At 38.8% G+C, this 19,475-nt stretch carries 18 protein-coding genes; 6 read left to right on the forward strand and 12 right to left on the reverse strand.

The features are described from left to right. Positions 1-7: 7 nt before the first annotated feature. Complete coding sequence (gene selD, locus AC6HVZ_RS06920; protein WP_497557422.1) at positions 8-1,057, reverse strand: selenide, water dikinase SelD; 1,050 nt, start codon at positions 1,055-1,057, stop codon at positions 8-10. A 332-nt stretch (positions 1,058-1,389) separates the two neighbouring features. Between selD and AC6HVZ_RS06925 the strand changes: the two genes are divergently transcribed. Further along, positions 1,390-2,403, forward strand: a complete 1,014-nt coding sequence (locus tag AC6HVZ_RS06925; protein ID WP_497557517.1) for an NADP-dependent oxidoreductase — start codon at positions 1,390-1,392, stop codon at positions 2,401-2,403. A gap of 538 nt (positions 2,404-2,941) precedes the next feature. Here the strand turns inward: AC6HVZ_RS06925 and AC6HVZ_RS06930 are convergent. The 5 genes from AC6HVZ_RS06930 to AC6HVZ_RS06950 form a co-directional block, all read right to left on the reverse strand. Next, on the reverse strand, positions 2,942-3,610 hold the full coding sequence (locus AC6HVZ_RS06930) for a hypothetical protein (protein ID WP_497557423.1): 669 nt from the start codon (positions 3,608-3,610) through the stop codon (positions 2,942-2,944). 400 nt (positions 3,611-4,010) lie between these two features. After that, positions 4,011-4,544 carry a lysozyme inhibitor LprI family protein gene (locus AC6HVZ_RS06935; protein ID WP_497557424.1) on the reverse strand — a complete coding sequence of 178 codons (534 nt, stop codon included), beginning with the start codon at positions 4,542-4,544 and terminating at the stop codon, positions 4,011-4,013. Continuing rightward, positions 4,537-5,058 carry a hypothetical protein gene (locus AC6HVZ_RS06940; protein WP_497557425.1) on the reverse strand — a complete coding sequence of 174 codons (522 nt, stop codon included), beginning with the start codon at positions 5,056-5,058 and terminating at the stop codon, positions 4,537-4,539. The genes AC6HVZ_RS06935 and AC6HVZ_RS06940 overlap by 8 nt, the downstream gene beginning before the upstream one ends. Positions 5,059-5,323: 265 nt before the next feature. Further along, positions 5,324-5,485, reverse strand: a complete 162-nt coding sequence (locus AC6HVZ_RS06945) for a hypothetical protein (protein WP_497557426.1) — start codon at positions 5,483-5,485, stop codon at positions 5,324-5,326. Between the two features lie 26 nt (positions 5,486-5,511). Then, on the reverse strand, positions 5,512-6,078 hold the full coding sequence (locus tag AC6HVZ_RS06950; protein ID WP_497557427.1) for a hypothetical protein: 567 nt from the start codon (positions 6,076-6,078) through the stop codon (positions 5,512-5,514). Between the two features lie 594 nt (positions 6,079-6,672). Here AC6HVZ_RS06950 and AC6HVZ_RS06955 point away from each other — a divergent pair. Continuing rightward, positions 6,673-7,518, forward strand: a complete 846-nt coding sequence (locus tag AC6HVZ_RS06955; protein WP_497557428.1) for a DUF6444 domain-containing protein — start codon at positions 6,673-6,675, stop codon at positions 7,516-7,518. A gap of 337 nt (positions 7,519-7,855) precedes the next feature. Here AC6HVZ_RS06955 and AC6HVZ_RS06960 read toward each other — a convergent pair whose 3' ends face one another. The 3 genes from AC6HVZ_RS06960 to AC6HVZ_RS06970 form a co-directional block, all read right to left on the reverse strand. Then, positions 7,856-8,155 (reverse strand): transposase, encoded by a 300-nt coding sequence (locus AC6HVZ_RS06960; RefSeq protein WP_497557429.1) that lies wholly within the window; start codon positions 8,153-8,155, stop codon positions 7,856-7,858. Positions 8,156-8,686: 531 nt separating this feature from the next. Then, positions 8,687-9,028 (reverse strand): DMT family transporter, encoded by a 342-nt coding sequence (locus tag AC6HVZ_RS06965; RefSeq protein WP_497557430.1) that lies wholly within the window; start codon positions 9,026-9,028, stop codon positions 8,687-8,689. A 456-nt stretch (positions 9,029-9,484) separates the two neighbouring features. Further along, on the reverse strand, positions 9,485-11,002 hold the full coding sequence (locus AC6HVZ_RS06970) for a gluconokinase (protein WP_497557431.1): 1,518 nt from the start codon (positions 11,000-11,002) through the stop codon (positions 9,485-9,487). A gap of 318 nt (positions 11,003-11,320) precedes the next feature. Between AC6HVZ_RS06970 and AC6HVZ_RS06975 the strand changes: the two genes are divergently transcribed. From AC6HVZ_RS06975 to AC6HVZ_RS06985, 3 genes are all read left to right on the forward strand, one after another. Continuing rightward, positions 11,321-12,094 carry a transposase gene (locus tag AC6HVZ_RS06975; protein ID WP_497557432.1) on the forward strand — a complete coding sequence of 258 codons (774 nt, stop codon included), beginning with the start codon at positions 11,321-11,323 and terminating at the stop codon, positions 12,092-12,094. A gap of 183 nt (positions 12,095-12,277) precedes the next feature. Then, positions 12,278-13,783: a Na+/H+ antiporter NhaC family protein gene (locus tag AC6HVZ_RS06980; protein ID WP_497557518.1), complete on the forward strand. Its 1,506-nt coding sequence runs from the start codon at positions 12,278-12,280 to the stop codon at positions 13,781-13,783. A 499-nt stretch (positions 13,784-14,282) separates the two neighbouring features. Next, the gene (locus AC6HVZ_RS06985; protein ID WP_497557433.1) at positions 14,283-14,459 is read left to right on the forward strand and encodes a hypothetical protein; all 177 of its coding nucleotides are present in this window, start codon (positions 14,283-14,285) and stop codon (positions 14,457-14,459) included. Here AC6HVZ_RS06985 and AC6HVZ_RS06990 read toward each other — a convergent pair whose 3' ends face one another. From AC6HVZ_RS06990 to iadA, 3 genes are all read right to left on the reverse strand, one after another. Continuing rightward, positions 14,460-14,636 (reverse strand): hypothetical protein, encoded by a 177-nt coding sequence (locus AC6HVZ_RS06990; protein ID WP_497557434.1) that lies wholly within the window; start codon positions 14,634-14,636, stop codon positions 14,460-14,462. A gap of 89 nt (positions 14,637-14,725) precedes the next feature. After that, positions 14,726-16,147, reverse strand: a complete 1,422-nt coding sequence (nhaC, locus tag AC6HVZ_RS06995) for a Na+/H+ antiporter NhaC (RefSeq protein WP_497557435.1) — start codon at positions 16,145-16,147, stop codon at positions 14,726-14,728. A 118-nt stretch (positions 16,148-16,265) separates the two neighbouring features. Then, positions 16,266-17,480, reverse strand: coding sequence for a beta-aspartyl-peptidase (gene iadA / locus AC6HVZ_RS07000; RefSeq protein ID WP_497557436.1), 1,215 nt, complete (start codon positions 17,478-17,480; stop codon positions 16,266-16,268). Between the two features lie 180 nt (positions 17,481-17,660). Here iadA and AC6HVZ_RS07005 point away from each other — a divergent pair, with 180 nt between their 5' ends. After that, the gene (locus tag AC6HVZ_RS07005) at positions 17,661-19,322 is read left to right on the forward strand and encodes a sigma-54-dependent transcriptional regulator (RefSeq protein ID WP_497557437.1); all 1,662 of its coding nucleotides are present in this window, start codon (positions 17,661-17,663) and stop codon (positions 19,320-19,322) included. The last annotated feature ends 153 nt before the right edge of the window (positions 19,323-19,475 follow it).

Here is a 19,475-nt window from a genome sequence, read left to right on the forward strand (position 1 = left end):
CTTTCTGCTACGATACGTTGATATGACCTGGATTATCTTCGGTTACTTCACCAATTACTGCTGCTTCGACACCTAATTTTTGCAGGTTAGATAGCAGATCTTCCGCCTCTTCATTTGCAATTGAAATTAAAAGCCCGCCAGATGTAACCGCGTCACACAAAATATATTGATCAATCTGGTCTATCGCATTATCGAACGTTACATCTCCTTGGAGGTGAGCAAAGTTATTCTTCGTTCCACCAGGAATAGCACCTGCTTCAGCTAGTTCCCTGACACGGGGTAATACGGGTACTTTTTCTTTATAAATATGTATACTTGCATTACTACCTTTTGCCATTTCAGATGCATGTCCTAGCAAGCCAAAACCAGTTACATCAGTACAAGCATGAACATGATATTTTTCCATTTCATCAGCAGTTGTTTTATTTAGCGTTGACATGACATTTGTAACGCATGTAATTTCTTCTTCCGTTAATAAATCCCTTTTAATTGATGTTGTCAAAATTCCAACACCAATTGGCTTGGTTAAAATAATCTTATCACCTGGTTTTGCTCCAGCATTTGTACGAACCTTATCAGGATGCACCATCCCTGTTACAGATAGTCCAAATTTTGGTTCATTATCATCAATCGAGTGTCCACCAACAAGTGTTACCCCTGCTTCACTCAATTTATCCCCTGCACCTCGTAAAATATCTGTTAAGATTTGCTTGTCCAATGTTGAAATTGGGAAAGCGACAATATTCAGGGCTGTTAGCGGTTTTCCGCCCATTGCATAAATATCACTGATAGCATTTGCTGCAGCAACTTGTCCAAATGAATAAGGATCATCGACAATTGGTGTAAAAAAATCTACAGACTGAACGAGTGCCATGTCATCATTTAATCGATATACTCCGGCATCATCACTTGTATCTAAACCAACTAGTAAATTTGAATTGGGAGTAGCTGCTGGTAGATTCCGTAAAACTTCTGCCAAATCAGCAGGACCTATTTTACATCCACACCCACCCTTGGACGAGAGTGACGTGAGTTTTATATTACTTGAATCTGTCATTGGAAAACAACCTTTCTATTGATGGAATATTGTTATCTATTATACCTTTTTGTAGGGGTGCCTGTCACTTCCCGGTTTTTGTTGAATCGTGTCGAATAACGAGATAGGTAAATAAAGACTGTTAGTATTTAACTCCATTAAGTTAATGGAGATTGAATATTAACAGTTTTTTGTTAACATTGTAAATCACGTCCAGCTTCAGCGATTAGCTACTCGAGACTTAAGCAGGTCATGCCCTTAAGGCGCTTGCGCTTTTGAGTTTAGTAATTCCTATTGTTGGATACGAAATGATTGTACCTGTATAGTTGAAAGTAATCGACATATTAGAAAGGATGATTGGTTTGCAACAACAAATTAAACTTGTGAAAAGGCCAGTAGGTACACCCGTAAAAGAGGATTTTGAATTTGTTCAAGCACCGATTGGAAAACCGGCAGAAGGTGAAGTGCTTATTCGGACCATCTATATCTCGGTTGACCCATATTTGAGGGGCAGAATGAATGATGTGAAATCTTACATTCCGCCATTTGAGTTGGATTCCGTAATTACAAGTGGTGTGATTGGTCAAGTCGTCAAATCCAAATCTGCTAAGTTTGCAGAAAAGGATGTTGTAACTGGTTCACTCGGGTGGCAGGAATATTCAGTTGCGAAAGACACTGCTATTCGAAAAATCGATACGAATCTTGCGCCGGCCTCTGCCTATTTAAGTGTGCTAGGTATGACAGGGTTAACCGCTTATTTTGGATTGTTGGATATAGGAAATCCTAAAGAAGGTGAAACGGTTGTTGTGTCAGGGGCGGCTGGTGCCGTTGGGTCAGTTGTCGGTCAGATTGCAAAAATTAAAGGTGCGCGTGTTGTCGGGATCGCTGGTTCGGATGAAAAAATAAATTACCTTGAGAACGAACTTGGGTTTGATGCCACGGTTAATTATAAAACAGAAAATGTGAAGACTGCTTTAAATGAAAAGTGCCCTGATGGAATTGATGTGTATTATGAAAATGTAGGTGGAGAAATAGGTGATGCTGTACTTCCATTACTAAATAAATTTGCACGTATTCCAGTTTGCGGAGCGATCTCGGCATATAATAATGAACAGGCTGATATTGGATTACGCGTTCAAAGTTACTTGATCAAAACAAGTTCATTGATGAAAGGATTTACTGTTGGCGATTATGCTTCCCGTTTCAAAGAAGGATCAGAAGCATTAGCAACATGGCTGCAAGAAGGAAAATTGCAGTATGAAGAAACCATTACTGATGGATTCGATCAGACAATTGATGCATTTCTTGACTTGTTTAAAGGTGCAAACCTAGGGAAAGCAATTGTGAAAGTATCTGAATTGGAGTAAAAGATTGGTGCGTTTTCGTTAACGGAACGCACCTTATTTTTTGATTACATAAAAAAATACTTTTATGCAATGAATATTTTATTAATTGCTATTAGTCCGAAAATACAGGGAAATAGGGTTAGAATCTACTCTGTACGAAAGTAAGTTTACATATTGATTCAAGGAGGAATGAGATGCTAGTCAAAAATGATTATTTAGATAAGAGTCATGTTGTCTTTGACAGTCCAAAGTTCTCATCCATATATAATTCAAAAAATAGCCTACAAAAGCCGGTTTTTGCTGAACATAGAATTTTGCCTATAATAAAATAGAGGGATCTTTCTCAAAGCCAATGATACAGCCAGCTGAGCCATCTAGAATTAGAATCAATCCTAGTTTCTTACCCCTTTAAGGGCGTTTCCGTTAATAAATTGCAACCATTTCTTGATATCTATCACCCTATTTGAGAAAGAGTCTGCGTAAGGGCCATCTGTATAAAGCTATGTTCAGGTTTTTCTGATTTAGGAGCTTAATATTTTAAGATCCCTTAAGTACATTATTATAGTTTTTGTGCTCTCTTCGCTGCTTCATTAGCTTCACGTTGCTTTGCATTTGCCCTATTGAGTCTGCTGTCAAAATGAGGCGAATTGATATTATATTGAGCTTGTTTTCCTGCATGTTTATAAGCGTGATCAGCGTCTTTTTGCAATTGCCTTGCTTTCCATTCTGCTTTCTTTTTTAATTCCTTTCTACTATCCGAATTATTTGAACCTCCCCCAGAAACTCCCCCACTAGAATGATAACTACCTCCAGCAGAAGAAGAACGGCCACCACTATCAGAAAATAAACTTGCGAGAATAAATGCGAGATATACTACACCAGCCCCTAAAAGGGATACAGCTTTCCATAGCAATTTGATAAATTTTAGTAGGAATACCATGACCTTATATGTAGTCAATTTCGGGAAAATTCTGTCTCTTATTTTGACCAATACTATTACTATCAATAAACTAAGCAATGCTGCGGGAATCACAAGTATTAGACCCGTGGCACCGAACGAATAGTTGTATGTATAAATTGTTTCATTATTAGCATTTAGCAATTTGGTTAACTCTTTATCCGCAATATTATTAAATATGGTAGCAAAAATCCAAGTATAAACTATAAAGTGTAACGTCTTTCCATTTCCAAATTTCTTCCATATCCGTGATTCGTATATGCTATTCATATGTTACCTCCTATTTACTTTATATTTTACTAGAAACTTCAATCAAGACCTTTTTATATCGTGCTACCATATTTATCCACTTCATTTGAATAACCAGTTTATTCATTGCAATTGTGTCAAAATAATAGTCAGGATAATAACAGATCGGGTCTTAACTGTTCAGAAACTCCTTAATTGTTTATTTTCACCTCTTTTTCATTCCTTTACTATTAGTTTAGTCAATAATTTACTGAAAATTTTATTGTAATACTAATGACTGTCTTGAAAAATAAGTAGGTTGGTCTTATCCTTTTTGAAAATTATTCGTAAGTTTTTATAAGGTGAATTTAAACCATTCAACCTGTCTTTGATTACCGCAATAATCTTTAAAAACAAGAGTTTTACAGTACATCACATTTATCTACTCATCTAAATAATTTTCAATTAAATAGTAGGTTCTTTCTCTCGTGGTATTGGTTAATTTATCTTTTGCATCAATTTCACCACGAGCCTTTTCATAATTTGCATCTTTTTCTTGAACCCAATCAATTTGTTCTTGTTTTAACTGTTCAAATGTAACCTTTGGCATTGTATCTGCTAAAACGCCCCATACTTCATTTAGTAATCCATCCCAATCATCAAGATAATCTCCATAAACACCGATTGCAACGTCGCCTTTATATTTTTGTTCAATATCTTCATCTAGCATCCTTGCTTTATGCGTGTATTCCTCTTTCAAGCTGCTGTAATTTGGGGATTTTCTTTCCTGCTCCCTTTCATATTTCGCACTTTCTATCATATCGTCCATTGCACGCAGACTGCTTGAATATTCCTGCGATGTGATTGGCGCACCTAATAGATTTAATCGCTCCTTAGCTTCCCCTAATCTTCCTTCATCAATCAATTCCATTATATATTCTGATTCTGCCTTAAATCTCTCTAATTCATCAATCATCGTTCACTTCTACTGTTTCTGCATCATCCTGTACGACATCTTCTTGTTTTGCTTGTTTCTTCTGCTCTTTTTGTCTTTCAGCATCTTTTGAAGCACGTTTCTTTTCTTCCGCTTCTTCTTTTGCTTTTTCTTCTTTTGCTTGTTCTTCTTCTATGTTGTCTACCCTAATAAACTTTGCATTATCTATTGGTTCACCCATCATTAGTACAATTTTTATTCTATCTTTACTTTCAAAATAACCCTCAAAGAAAGGGATTGGTACACCATCTTCTGGATTGATTATTTCTATCATGAAGGTATCGCTTTGCGTTTCAGTCAGTATGTATTCAGCACTCACAGATTCAGATCTGTTAATTAACCTTTCTTCACTTATCTCTATGTATTGTCCTGTCTCTCCATCAGCAACCGCTTTCCAGCTTCCTATGATCTTATCCTCTGTAGAACCCCCACAAGCTGTCAAAAAAAGTACAGCAATAAGAACCGTGAATAGGCTCACCCATTTTTTACATAACATCATTCCCCATCTCCTCCATTCGTTCATTTGTCTGATTTTCTAAGTAATAGTAGTTCTAATATAACGTTTTTCCAAAAAAATAGTAGGTTGTAGTCCATCATTACTATAACCATTCTACAGGTGCGTAATTGGATAGATTACCCTCATTTTTTTAATGGCAGCTATAAAATAAAATCTTCCACTTCCTCGTAAATGCCATCCAGATCATTTCCCTTCAAAAAGCCATTCACGATTCTTACCGTTTGGTGCTTGGATTGACTTGGCATCAGTCGCCAACACCATAAATGGATTCTTGCATCATTTTACCAGAAAGCCAGTGTTTAAGAAGCATTCCTGGCAAGAGCGCCCGTTCTCGATTGGGTGCAGGTTTCGTTAAGTGTGCCCTTTTCTCTTGAAAAGTTTGTTTTAAACTTTCTCTTGATTTCATATCACAAGTCTTTTAAAATGGCATTCTTAATCTTCTAATTCATGAAACGGGTCTTCATTGAAAAAGCCTGCTTGATAACGTCTTTTGTATTCCTCAAAAACTAGCTTCTCTAACATACTGCTATTCGTCTCATCACTATTAACTAAAAGCATTTCTAAGTACCAGCTTGTTTTCTCTGAAATATAAAATTTTTTTTGGATTCTTTTATTTTTATCGACCCCATTAGCTACAAGCTCTTGAAAGTACTTTCCAATCTTCTTGATTGAAGCTTCATCTGTATCAGGGTCAGAAATTATTTCACTTGCATATTGAAAAGCGGTCTCATAGGGAATGGGTATAATTCTCACATCTGCTACCTCCTTCAATTCTAGAGGAGGATCAATCGCATCGGCGCCAGCATCATCATCCACAGCCACTGGAGTAATAAATGTACTAGCTGTGTAAAAGAAATATTTGCCACTTTTTGTTTTATAAAGCTGTGTTAACTTTGTTACCTCTGCACCTTTACGATATTCATTCTCTACTGTTACCTTTTCGTAAATTTTCTTCGCTGTTTCGGTATTATAAACAGCCCCACCAATAACCTTTTTCATGTAAACTCCTTTTTTGATTTAGTACTAACTCTAACTTGACTATAAACGTGATTTAGTACTAAGTCAATATTTTGTTTTTTGGGGTCAGAGATATTATCCCCTTATAGTAGACACTAAATGAGCGAAGCTGTTAGATTAAACATATAGGGTGGGTTAGGAAATAAGTGGTAAAAGGTATTCAAAAGAATTTAAAGAGAAAGTTCTAAACTATTATTTTAAACATCCAGGTCTTTTTAGGTGCCTGTTACTTCTCGGTTTGTGTCAAGGTATGTCGAATTTTAAACTCCTCATAAAATACAAGGATATTAAAGTTGCTATGACCAATGAAATACCATAGATCCTGCAGCCTTTTAAATTAAATAAAAGGTAACTACTTAGGTGTAACTTTGAAATGTTAAATAAAATTTTGCTGGACTTATTTTTTGGGCTATGGCTCTTACGCATTTATCGATATTTAGGTATCCTCTGCAAATTTATTAATTATCAGTATCCCATTGGACATAATGACTCTACTATTTTTTCACACTGTTTTATACGTAAGAGTTTGGGCTATGTTATGGTAAAGATACCATTTCTTAAATCGGACGGAATCTGATGGATATAAACCTTAATCGAGAAAAACTGAAAGAAGATATGAAAACCAATCCGGATGGCGTTGTGGACCTTATTCTACTTCTCGCCGATGAGATTGCACGACTCGAACATCGAGTAAAAGAACTAGAGGGCCGTACAAATCAAAACAGCCGCAATAGCAGCAGACCGCCATCAAGTGATGGATATAACAAACCTACAGCTAAGCCCAAAAGCCTTCGGGGCAAGCGTGATAAAAAAAGCGGCGGACAGGCTGGGCACAAAGGAAACTGGTTAAAAATGACAGATGCACCTGATCGTATCGTTCAACATACGGTATCAACCTGTCAAAAATGTCAGCAATCTCTGGAGGATGTGTGCAGTGATGCCTACCAGAAACGACAGGTGTTTGAGATTGTTTCCTACATGGAAGTAACGGAACATCAAGCTCAGAGCAAATGCTGTCCGCAATGTCAGCACGTCAATCAGGCTACGTTTCCTGATGATGTCCCAAATCCCGTACAGTATGGGAATACGGTAAAAGCGTTTACCAGTTACTGCAGTGTGTATCAATTGCTCCCTTCCGATCGGATCTGCGACCTGTTTGAGGATCTGACTGGTCACCGACTCAGCGAAGGGACGCTTTATAATATCAATGAAAAGTTACATTCGCGTCTGGCTCCTTATGAAGAACAGGTAAAAGAGCAACTGATGAATGAACCTGTCATTCACCTTGACGAATCGGGAGTACGGACCGCAGGAAAACTCCACTGGCTTCATAGTGCCAGTACAGCTGGACTGTGGCCAAGGGTGTGGCCAAGGGGACGGTTCTCCCGTTTCATAAATACATTTAAAAATAATAGAAAGTAGATTTTGACTTTTATAAATCGGTTCCTTGCTATTTAGTGTTGGCTGCTTGGTCTTATGTCAAGAAATCGGACAAGTTAAATGTAGAAATTCCTTAGATTTAATTTGGTTTAAAATAGGCCAGCAGTGTGTAATGTACCCTTTGACCTTTCAAGATAAAATTAGATCCACCCTTCTAAATGTTCTATACACTTTGTGGGTTAGAAAAACATCTGGTTTGTGTAACTACCGCGCTTCGCTTGATGCCCTGATGATTTACAAAGAAAAGGAAAACCGTTCTTTCTTCGCAAATCATCAGGTTTTTAGGTAGTTCAATCAACATTTCTAAATCTAATTTGAATTAATTTTCCTCCCCTAATGGTGATGTTTTAGCCTTTTTTAAGATTTCTAGAGCATCTTGCGAATCTCGCAATTCCTTCCTAAGGCGGGCAATTTCCTTCTCAGCATCGGACGCATGGCTTCCGGAACCTCGGTGATCAACTACGCCATTGTTGTTCTTGGCGACTGATACCCATTTTCCGAGTGTAGCTTCACCAATTTTTAGATCCTTTGCCGCCTGACCTAAGGTTTTGCCCGATGAATAATAATAATTGACTGCATCTTGCTTAAATTCTGCACTAAATTGTTTGTGTTTTGTCATATCACGATCTCCCCGAGTTAATAATATTGTACTGTATTAAGCTAGGAAATTTCTCTATTTGGGTTGTCCTATTTATATTCTAGCATCAAAGCAAATCAGTTAGTATGATTAGATAAAAACTGCTTTTTTTGGCTCTTCGCTATTTAATGTTGGGAGTAAAGTCAAAAGATAGAATCATAGTCGATTTGACATGGAGCCTCTGCGGGCATGATTCACGAGCCAAGCCGCCAAGCATCAAGGGATGTTGGCTCACACATTCTATGCTATCATGCCCGCCTCTCCATATAAAATCTCCTAATCTAACTTCGATTCCCATACTTAATAGCGAAGAGGCCTTTTTTTTATCTATATTTAGCGTTTGAATTCTTATCTAAGTCTATCCTTAGATTTTTTATCTAACTCATATCAAGGGAGAAATGTTGAGGAACATTTAGAGTATGTGTTATTATAGGCGGTTTCTTGGAGAAGGAAGGTAAACGAGGTAAATAAGAACTGATTAGAAAACCCACAGAGTTGGCTACTTGGTGGGTTCTATTCAGTATAACTGGTTGGATTCGGGTTGGAAAATAATTTCAAACCTACAATTCCCATGATAATGAATAGCAAACAAACTATTTTAATAAAGCTTCTTTGTTCGTCTAACATTATCATACCGTATATTGCTGTGCCAGTAGCTCCAATTCCGACCCAAACAGCATAGGCTGTTCCAATCGGAATCGTACGAGTGGCCAGTGATAATAAATACATACTTATAGCGATGAAAAGAATGGTGAAGATACTTGGCCAAAGTTTAGTAAAACCATCTGTTTTTGGCATAGAAGCCGCATAAACGATCTCAACTAATCCGGCTAAAATTAAATAAAACCAACCCATAGTCTAGCCTCCAATTCAAGGGGACGGTTCTCCTGTTTCATAAATACATTTAAAAATGATAGAAAGTAGATTTTGACTTTTATAAATCGGTTCCTTGCTATTTAGTGTTGGCTGCTAATCCAAAAGATAGATTCGTAGTCGGGTTGACGCGGGAGCTTTGCGGGCATGATTCACGAGCCAAGCCGCAGTATCAAGGGATTTTGACTCACGCTTATCATACTATCATACTATCATGTCTATCACACCGTATACAACCTCTTAAACCACCTTTTGCTCCCATACTAAATAGCGGAGTGCGGAGTGGCTATTAATCTGGGGGATAATTTTACTTTATCCCTCTTTTTGTGCGACGGGCAGTCGCACTGTTACATGCGCCAGCGTTTAACGTTTCTTTATTAAACGAAGTTGTACACTTTATAAAAAAACGGAAGAAAACGGGAGAACCGTCCCCGTTCATCACTTTTGTATACGAGATAACTGATCAAATGTTTCTTGCAAGGATTCGTATAATGGACGATATATTCGATAAAGTCGCATGTAATCTTCATGATGGGTATTGTCTGGATATAAAGGCTCACTCATTGGAATACAGTCTTTAATAGAAGAAAGATCTTTCGCTTCACTCATTGCAATCATACTGAACCAGGCAGCACCCCAAGCCGAACTTTGATACGATCTCGGGATTTGTACTTTTTGTTGAAAAATATCTGCCAACAGCTGAACCCAAAAAGGTGACCTGGCAAACCCTCCACTTGCATACAGAGCATTGGTTAAACATCCCTGGGTATGGATAGCTTCGTGAATACTATACAAACTGAAAAGGACGCCTTCTATACCTGCTCGAACTAAATCGCGTGGCTGATGTTGCACGGACAAACCGATAAAGCTTCCCCTCGCATTGCCATCCCAGTATGGGGCGCGTTCTCCGTTTAGAAATGGGAGACATAGCAGCCCGTTTCCACCTGGATTTGCCTGTTCAGCCATGGATAACAGCACTTGATACGCATCGCCTTTGATGTTGGGATCTTTTTCAACTATAGTGTGAAGCCAGTCGAGTACATTGCCACCGTTATTTGTTGCCCCTCCTAAGAGCCAAGCATCAGAAGAAATCCCATAACAAAATGTTTTCTGTGATTCATCTGTTTGTGGAGTGTTCACAATTTGCCTGATTGCTCCACTTGTTCCAATAGTAATAGCAGTTTCTCCAGTATCAATGGCTCCGATGCCGATATTCGCTAATGCTCCGTCTGATCCACCCGCAGCAAACGGAGTGTCCTTCGATAGTTTCATCGCTTTAGCTACTTTTGGCTTAAGGCCAGTGAATAAATAAGTCGGTTCCACAGGGGATGAAAGCTGATCTTCAGAAATGCCTGCAAGACGTAAAGCGTATGGACTCCATTGGAATTGATGAATATCAAACATTCCAGTAGCAGATGCAACCGAGTAATCAACAGCTGCTATGCCAAACCATCTGCCAGTTAAAAACTCTTTTATAGAGACAAATTTATGAGCGTGTTGATATGCCTCATACCGCGTATTTTTCATCCATATCAATTTGGTAAGTGGAGACATGGGATGAATTGGCGTACCGGTACGATGATAAATTGCATCTGCATCCCCATTAACCTTCAACTCTTGAACTATATCAGTGCTGCGTACGTCCGCCCAAATGATTGAGGGGGAAAGCGGTTCCCAATTTGCATCCACACAAATTAACGAATGCATAGCAGACGATAATCCAACCGAAAGAATCTCTTTTTCACTTAGGTTTGCTTTATCCATTGCTTTACAGACTGCTTCGATCGTAGCTGCCTCAATTTGCAGTGGATCCTGTTCTGCCCATCCCGGTTGCTGATGATGCACCGGATAGACTTCCTCTTGTTCTGTAACCACTTCACCATTTTTCTGGAAAATAACTGATTTTGCACTGGTCGTTCCAATATCCATACCAATTACGTATTTGTGTTTCTCCATGAAAAATCTCCTCTCGATTTATGGGGACGGTTCTCCCGTTTCACAAAAAAATTGAAAATGGTTGAAAATAGATTTTGCTTTAATAAATTTGGAGGATAATTGAATTTTATACCCTTTTTTGTGTTGTGAAAAGTAATTTTAAACAGAGTAAGGTAGCATAAAATCTAATTAGCAGGGGTTCATACGTTTTTGACTATTTTCTATTAATTATTTATCTTAAATATATGGCGAGACGAGATGAGGGGACGGTTCTTTTGTTTCGTGAAACGAAAGAACCGTCCCCATGTTACAAAAAAATACTTATAAAGTGGTGATGATATGCCTCGAAAGCCAAGAACTAAGAGTCGAAGTGGTATTTATCATGTTATGTACAGGGGTGCCAATCGACAAGAGATTTTCCACGATGAAGCAGACAACATGAAGTTTCTTGAAACAATCCTCAGATATAAACAAACCTCCGAGATGAAGGTTTTAGCGTGGTGCTTGATGAATAATCATGTACATTTGTTGTTGAAAGAAGGAAATGAAGAACTATCATTGACCTTAAAACGATTCAGTGTAAGTTTTGTCCATTATTATAACACTAAGTATAGTACAACTGGTCATTTATTTGAAGACCGTTATAGAAGTGAGAATGTGGAATCACGAAGATATTTATTTGCAGTAATTCGTTATATACATCAAAATCCTGTGAAGGCAAGGATTGTTCAGCAGGTTGCTGAATGGAAATGGAGCAGCTGTCAGGCTTATTATGGTGAAAAAAGCTACCCAATGGGCTTGTTAGACTATGATTTTGTCTTAGGATTAGTTTCTAATGATGTAATAGATGCGAGAGATAGATTCAAAGAATTTAATGAACGAAAAAATAGTGACGTTTGTCTAGAGGAAGAATATAAAATGAGGATGACGGATGAAGAAGCAAGATCGGCTATCAGGGATATGTTAGGAATTATTGAGATTGCGCAAGTTAAGAGTTTGCCTAGAATGGAAAGAGATAACTTATTAAGGAAAGTGAAGGAATTAAATGGTATATCACAACGGCAAGCTGCAAGGATTTTGGGAGTTTCAGCTAGTTTGATAAATAGAGCTTAACGCAAGGCATGATACGAGTGGGTAATTCCTCTGTGAAGTGAAACGAAAGAACCGTCCCCATGTTTCCTTAAATCCCTTGTCAAATTATAAAGTAAGTAGTATACTGGGTTGTATAATTTTACACTAAAATGTATAAATATACACAACTCACATCACAGAAAGGGAGAATTCACGTTGGAACACATGGGGATCATATCATTAATTCCGCCAATTATAGCGGTGATTTTAGCAATTATTACTAAAAATGTAGTTATTTCATTATTTTCTGGTGTATTTATCGGTGTATTGATTCTGGTAGGGGGAAATCCGCTGGAGGCAACGATGTCAACCATCGGGGGTTACATCTATCCACAGCTTTCGGATGGATACAATGCTGGCATACTTGTGCTACTATTCTTCATCGGGGGCTTTGTGGCCTTGATGGAAAATTCGGGTGGTGGTGCTGCGCTTGCTTATCATGCGATTAAATACATCAATACACGTGCAAAAGCTCAGGTTTCTGCCTGGATTGGTGGGATCATCATTTTTTTCTCTGATTTAGGTACCCCATTAATTGTTGGACCTGTTTTTGAAAATGTATTTGATAAGCTGAAGATTTCAAGAGAGAAGCTGGCTTGGATTATTGACTCGACCTCATCTCCAGTTGCCGTATTAATTCCTTTTATTGGCTGGGGTGTCTATATTATGGGACTAATCCGAAGTGAATTTGATTTAATCGGGATGACAACGTCTGAATTCACTACACTTGTCGGGGTCATTCCATTTCAATTTTATGCCATCATGGCGGTGATCATGGTTCCACTTGTTACAGTGACAAATTTGGATTTTGGACCAATGGCAAAAGCGGAAAAACGGGTACGGGAGACTGGAGCATTGTACTGGCCAGAATCAAAACCACTAAGGAAACCAGACGAAAAGAAGAAGTATACGGAAGGGTCCAAAGCAATTCTGATTTGGCTGCCACTTTTGGTACTGTTTATCACCTTATTTGGATTAATGATTTCATACGGGTTCCCGTTTGAACAGGTTGCAGGAAGTGACTTCAGGATTTCACTAACGACGGCATATCTGTTTGCGGCAGTAACCATCATTATTTTAATGCTAGTCTATAAGATTAAAAAGTTCAATGCGATATTCGATATTTATACATCCGGTATGCAGCGGATGACCTATGTTGCCCTTACCCTTATTCTTGCCTGGGCACTGGGCACAGTTATCAGTGAAATGGGGACGGCCATGTATATTGTTGAAATGGTGGATGGGAATATTCCGATCTTTATTATTCCTGGCCTATTATTCCTTGTAGGTGCCGTGATGTCCCTAGCTTCCGGAACATCATGGGGAACATTCGCCATCATGCTTCCTATCGCAATCCCGATGGCGGTTACATTAGATGCACACTTACTTGTCTGTATCGGTGCCGTTCTTTCAGGTGGAATGTTTGGCGACCACACCTCGCCCATCTCGGACACAACGTTACTATCATCAACAGGTGCTGGCGCTGACCACATTGATCACGTTAAAACCCAGTTTCCCTATGCGATGCTAAATGGGGGTGTTTCATTTATTGGATTTATTGTAGCAGGGGTTACGGGGAATGCGTGGACAGTTGTTTTGACGGCGATGTTGTTGGTTGTTGCGGTGGTAGGCTTGAGTAAAATTCAGAGGGGGCGGGGGCAGATTGCGTAGCTCTAGTGCCTGTCAGTTCGTGGAAGCCTCAGACTTGCTAAAGTTGAGAGAATCAGGTAAATAGTTGAGAGAAAATCCCTGGAAGTTGAGAGAAACTCATAAATAGTTGAGAGACAACCCCTGGAAGTTGAGAGATAACTGTATAAATCTTGATTATCTCTCAACTTTGCGACAATGTCTCTCAACTTTAGCGTTTCTCTCTCAACTCTCGGAGTTCCAAGCTGGATGGGACAAAGAGGCGGGTTCCTTGTCCCAGTATGGTTTGCCGGAATGATTGGAGTATAAGTATGGTGATAGGATTGCCAAAGAATTTATAGGAAATTATAGATAGATAGATAGATAGATAGAAGCGTAGCAATGGTTGATTGTTATGCTTCTATTTAATTTTCAGCTGTATTCAAATAAAATAAAGATAAGATAAAGACGAAAGTGATTATAATTTTTAGTTTCATTAAAAGCTTAAATTTTATGGTATAAAAAACAAAAAGGAGGAGTTTCTATGCCAGTAAACGAAAAAGATGAAAATATTAGTGTAGATGACCAGAAGAAATTGTCTCCTCAAGAACGGATAATTTTACAAAGATATGGTAATAGGAAACAGTCTGGCGAAATGAAGAACGAACCTAGATCCATCAATGAGTTATTTAAACTTAGCTATAAAAGTAAAATCCGCTGATTAACTATCAACGGATTTTTTTTGTATGTTCTCTGGTTCGGGATAGAATGATGAGAATGGGCGAGCTACTCTTTTTCCTTTTTGGAAATGAAAACCATTAAAAAATTTATTTTTCTCATTTTCCTGTTTACTATCAAGGTAACGGTTGGCGATGTATTTTCCTTTATCGCTCATCATTAATATCAATCCTTACGTTTATAAAGTACTAATAGTCTATGAAGAAATGGTGGCTATTATGCGTTACACCGTGATAGCCACCATTAATCCTAATTAGCTTCTTCCTCCTCCTCAATCCTCGCAATCCCAATCCCCGTATATCCCAGAATAATTGCAAAAATGAATCCTGCGTAACAAAGAATTGCCCATGGTGCATAGCTGAGTGTGGAAACGCCAAGCACTCCTGCCATGTAAACGCCTGCAGATGACCAGGGAATTAGTGGTACGATAACAGTTCCTGAGTCTTCCAACGTTCTTGATAAATTTTTAGCATGCAGTTTTTTCTTTTTATACGTATCTTTAAAAAGCTCCCCTGGGACAATGATGGATAAGTAGGAGTTCCCCGTAACCAAAGCCATCGTAATACAGGAGGCAACCGTTGATAAAATCAGGTCACCTGTTCGTTTAACAATCTTTAGCAAGGCTTCCATAATTACTTCTAATGCCCCGGCCTTCGTAATAATCCCTGCAAATGCAAAGGCACTAAAAGCAATGAGAATAACACTTGTCATGGACTGCATTCCACCTTGATTCACGAGTCTGGTTACTTCGAAAATCACACCCTCCGCATCGAAGCCAGGTTTGTTGACCATGCTGACATCAAATCCTGTAACAGTGGAAGCGAAAATATCAACGATGGAAAACCCTTGATAAAACAGACTGAGCAAGCCAGCGGCAATCGATGAAAAAATGATTGTTGGCAATGTTGGTTTCTTTGTGATGGAACCGTAAAGCACGATTGCTGGCGGTAATAACAGCAATAGATTCCAATCAAACATGGCAGCTAATGTTTCAAGCATGATCGCAGTTTCCTCTGGGGTCGAGACTGCTTCTGCAGACAAATTGAATCCTACAATGGTATACACAATCATTGCTATTACTGCAGCTGGTATGGTCGTATAAAGCATATGTTTAATATGTTCATATAACTCACTTCCTGCAGCAATCGGTGCTAGGTTCGTTGTATCGGAAAGCGGTGATAATTTATCCCCGAAATAAGCCCCTGCGACAATAGCACCTGCTGTAGCGGGTAAGGATGCACCTAACCCGATTGCGATCCCCATCAGCGCAACACCAACAGTTCCAGCTGATCCCCAGGATGTACCGGTCACAATCGAGATGATTGCAGATACAATGAATGCAATGAGCACAATGAATCTCGGATTAATCAACTCCAGGCCATAATAAATCATCATTGGTATCGTTCCTGCTATCATCCAGCTGCCGATTAAAATACCAATCGAGATAAGCACTAAAATGGCCGGCATTGCCATATCCAGCTTCTCGCGGATACCGAGCATCATTTCGTCCCATTTAACACCAACACGAAGTGCAATAATCCCAGCAACCATTGCGGCTAATATCAGCAGTGGTTCTGGACTTAACCCATAAACACCATACCCAATCGCAAGTAGCAATAACATGGTAACGATTGGTATGAAGGCCTCTAGTAATGTCGGTTTCCTTTTCATAATCATCATCCTTTCATGGAACGGGGGTGTGGGGTGGAACGTGGGGACGGTTCTACTGTTTCAAAATAATGGAAACTGAAACAAAAGAACCGTCCCCATGTTCACCATGTTCACCCACTCATTCAAATGTTCCTTTTACAAGCATATTTTTATTTTCCAGCATGTGCTGTCCTTTTGCGAAAACATGTTCAAGCTCCAATGTATTTTTATCCATCATAATCATATCTGCATCCAATCCTTCTTTTAGGATTCCCTTATGCGGAAGGCGAAGTGCTTTAGCCGGATTTCGGGTTACTAGTGGCAACACATCGCTAAGTGGTAGTTCATATTCTTTCACAGCAGAAACTACTTGGTCGAACAATGTTTGTTGTGAAGCTACTCCAAACCCGATTAATTCCCCTTTTTCACTAAATTTAGGCAGGCTGCCATTCCCGTCAGAGGATATGCTCAACTGGTTCTTATCCCCATTATTTTGCAAGTAATACTCAAGCCATTTTCCTGTTTCATGATCGGCTGTGATGTCTACAAATGCGCCCTTTTTAGCCAAAGCAATCGCGTCATCGACAAGCTCTTTGCTTCGGGTGATATGTGTGGCATAAATGTTGGCTGGTGGAATCTCGTAATCTTCCAGTAAAGCATGTAAAAATGCCAGCCGCTCTTTTCCTGGTCCTACATGAAAATGGGTAACACCGGATTTCTTACTTAATAACCCACCGATTCGAGCTTCAGCAACTAATTTTGCAACTTCATGAATAGAGGGTTGAGCTGATCGTGAATCAGAAATGGCAATTTCCCCTGCACCAATTACCTTATCAATCAATATGATATCGTCCTTTACCGAAGACGTGATCGTTGGGGTAGGTATATGGTAGTTTCCGGTATAAATATAGGTGGTAATTCCTTCCTCTTCCAAGCCCCTTGCTTTTGCCAGTAATGAAGTCATATGTCTTGTCGTTCCGTCCGTGCCTAACACACCGACAACAGTCGTTATGCCGGCTTTGATAATGCTGCTCAGCTGGAGTTCAGGCGTTCTTGTGGCAAAACCACCCTCACCCCCACCACCAATTAAATGTACATGTGGATCTATGAATCCTGGGGCAATGATTAAACCAGTGGCATCAATCACCTCAACATCTAAGGCTAAACCCGATAGATCATCCGCATTTATTTCTCCAATTTTCAGTATTTTATTACCAACAATAAGAATGGATTGTTGTCCAAGATAATCAGGGGCATACAATTCCCCGTTTGTTATAAGCGTTATCACAATGATTCTCCTTTCCATTTGAAGTTCTTCGGATTTTGCTGAAAGTGGAAAATTAGTATTTTCCATTGAAAAATCAACTGATGAGCTATAATTTTCTTATTATTATCTATCATCAAATTATTAATAGAATTATAAACCATATCGGAAACCAATACAACCCATTTCAACCAATTAAATGAACTTGCAATAGGAATTGAAAGTATTATAAGGTAAAATAAAGGAATAAAGATGGATTGGGGGAGCCTCATGAAGAAAAGATTACTTGTTATCGGGATCCAGGAAGAAAATCTGTTTCACCTAACAAAACAATTAGAATATATTTTCGAAACACTGCTGACGATCAAATCGATCACATTAAAAGAAATACATGCGAATTCTATCCTTCCAAGTGATGTTGTTTTACTAACAACTGCAGAAATAGAAGGATTGATTAAGCCATTTTTACCATTAGAGTCTGTGTGTATTGTCGCTAAACGAACCGAAAATACAGTTAATTTAAAGCAGCTATTTTACTTAGAGTCGAAGCGGAATCTATTGATTATCAATGATAATGAAACCAGTACGACTGAAACCGTCCGTTCGTTAAAACAAATTGCACCAGAGCATGAGTATAGCGGTTATACCGACCAGCAGCCTAACCTTGTGCATGTTGATTTCATTGTGACACCTGGGGAAACAAACCTGATCCCGAAAGGTTTTCCGGATATTATCGACATAGGCCCAAGAGTGATTGCAATAGAAACATTATTTCAGGTAAAAAAATACTTTCAAATCCAATTAAACGATTGGCTGCTGATAGAACGTTATATAAAAGCAATGATTCTTTTATCCAATAATGATGGAATTAAACATCGTCCTGCTGCATCTTTCAGTGACGAAAATCAATACCGGACGTTTAATCAATTGAGTACTAATTCCGCTTTCATGAAATCGACAATCGAAATTGCCACGAAAATTGCCCAAACAGCTACCATTGTCCATATCCAAGGCAAAGCAGGAACGGGAAAACAAATGATTGCGGAGATGATCCATAATGAATCACGATTCGCTAATCTACCTTTTTATGTATATAACTGTGCAGAGAGTGAATCCAGTTCAATGAGGGAGGAGTTATTTGGTTCCAAGGATGGGAAGATAAAAGGGGTTGTAGACGATAAAACCGGTGGGACGTTATATATGAAAAACCTAGAGCATCTTCCTTATTCCCTACAGGAGGATTTTCTGAAGTTCATCAAATTCAATACAGATAGAAAAAATATTCGCATCATTACCTCAACGATCGGTAATGTGGATGAGCTGCAAAAGAATGGAAGCATACATAAAGAAGTCTATTCCTATATTTCATCATGTGTTTTAAAAGTCCCCTCACTTTCAGCAAGAAAAGAGGATATCAAGCATTTAATTGAAAAATTTATAAGCCATTTTAATAAGAAGGAATTATCCTTTTCAGCGGAAGCGATGCAAGCATTCTATCATTATCAATGGCCAGGAAATATCCGGGAGCTATATAATGTGATTTCCTATTGCGTTTGCTTAGACAGCATGCATATAACACCCGATTCCTTACCACTTTACTTTCGGGGCGGAAATCAGGAAAAGCGTGATACTGGATCACTTACGGAGACAGACGTGGAAAATATTGTCAGTCAAATTGAAGTTCACGGGTTCCTTTCAGAGAGTATCCGTTTATTAAACTTGTTCCAACAAGGGAAAAGTGAGCATAAATCCTATGGAAGAAGGACGATGAAGGAACTGCTTTTGCAAGAGGGTTATACACTTACAGATCAGCAGTTAAGGCTGAGGATAGAGGTTCTGAATAAGCTTGGGTTGTTAAATGTGCAGAAGGGGAGGAGAGGGACGACAATATCGAGTAAGGGGGAGATGTTTTTGGGGTTGTTGGATGGGTAGTTGTAGGTTGTAGAGGTGCCACTACCTGAATTTTGCCGAATGGGAAACATGAAAAGGAAATCAGACAATAGTGTAAATAACACCAGTAGCAGACCCAACTCTGCCGCTGGTGTTTTAAAATGAAAAATACCATTTTAAAACAAATAATTTATG

The sequence above is a fragment of the Oceanobacillus sp. NCCP-135 genome (assembly GCF_059698015.1).

What these genes read in the sequence shown, in the direction of transcription:
- selD (WP_497557422.1), bottom strand. Translation starts at nt 1,057, where the DNA reads ATGACAGATTCAAGTAATATAAAACTCACGTCACTCTCGTCCAAGGGT.
- AC6HVZ_RS06925 (WP_497557517.1), top strand. Translation starts at nt 1,390, where the DNA reads ATGATTGGTTTGCAACAACAAATTAAACTTGTGAAAAGGCCAGTAGGT.
- AC6HVZ_RS06930 (WP_497557423.1), bottom strand. Translation starts at nt 3,610, where the DNA reads ATGAATAGCATATACGAATCACGGATATGGAAGAAATTTGGAAATGGA.
- AC6HVZ_RS06935 (WP_497557424.1), bottom strand. Translation starts at nt 4,544, where the DNA reads ATGATTGATGAATTAGAGAGATTTAAGGCAGAATCAGAATATATAATG.
- AC6HVZ_RS06940 (WP_497557425.1), bottom strand. Translation starts at nt 5,058, where the DNA reads ATGTTATGTAAAAAATGGGTGAGCCTATTCACGGTTCTTATTGCTGTA.
- AC6HVZ_RS06945 (WP_497557426.1), bottom strand. Translation starts at nt 5,485, where the DNA reads ATGAAATCAAGAGAAAGTTTAAAACAAACTTTTCAAGAGAAAAGGGCA.
- AC6HVZ_RS06950 (WP_497557427.1), bottom strand. Translation starts at nt 6,078, where the DNA reads ATGAAAAAGGTTATTGGTGGGGCTGTTTATAATACCGAAACAGCGAAG.
- AC6HVZ_RS06955 (WP_497557428.1), top strand. Translation starts at nt 6,673, where the DNA reads ATGGATATAAACCTTAATCGAGAAAAACTGAAAGAAGATATGAAAACC.
- AC6HVZ_RS06960 (WP_497557429.1), bottom strand. Translation starts at nt 8,155, where the DNA reads ATGACAAAACACAAACAATTTAGTGCAGAATTTAAGCAAGATGCAGTC.
- AC6HVZ_RS06965 (WP_497557430.1), bottom strand. Translation starts at nt 9,028, where the DNA reads ATGGGTTGGTTTTATTTAATTTTAGCCGGATTAGTTGAGATCGTTTAT.
- AC6HVZ_RS06970 (WP_497557431.1), bottom strand. Translation starts at nt 11,002, where the DNA reads ATGGAGAAACACAAATACGTAATTGGTATGGATATTGGAACGACCAGT.
- AC6HVZ_RS06975 (WP_497557432.1), top strand. Translation starts at nt 11,321, where the DNA reads ATGCCTCGAAAGCCAAGAACTAAGAGTCGAAGTGGTATTTATCATGTT.
- AC6HVZ_RS06980 (WP_497557518.1), top strand. Translation starts at nt 12,278, where the DNA reads ATGGGGATCATATCATTAATTCCGCCAATTATAGCGGTGATTTTAGCA.
- AC6HVZ_RS06985 (WP_497557433.1), top strand. Translation starts at nt 14,283, where the DNA reads ATGCCAGTAAACGAAAAAGATGAAAATATTAGTGTAGATGACCAGAAG.
- AC6HVZ_RS06990 (WP_497557434.1), bottom strand. Translation starts at nt 14,636, where the DNA reads ATGATGAGCGATAAAGGAAAATACATCGCCAACCGTTACCTTGATAGT.
- nhaC (WP_497557435.1), bottom strand. Translation starts at nt 16,147, where the DNA reads ATGAAAAGGAAACCGACATTACTAGAGGCCTTCATACCAATCGTTACC.
- iadA (WP_497557436.1), bottom strand. Translation starts at nt 17,480, where the DNA reads ATGGAAAATACTAATTTTCCACTTTCAGCAAAATCCGAAGAACTTCAA.
- AC6HVZ_RS07005 (WP_497557437.1), top strand. Translation starts at nt 17,661, where the DNA reads ATGAAGAAAAGATTACTTGTTATCGGGATCCAGGAAGAAAATCTGTTT.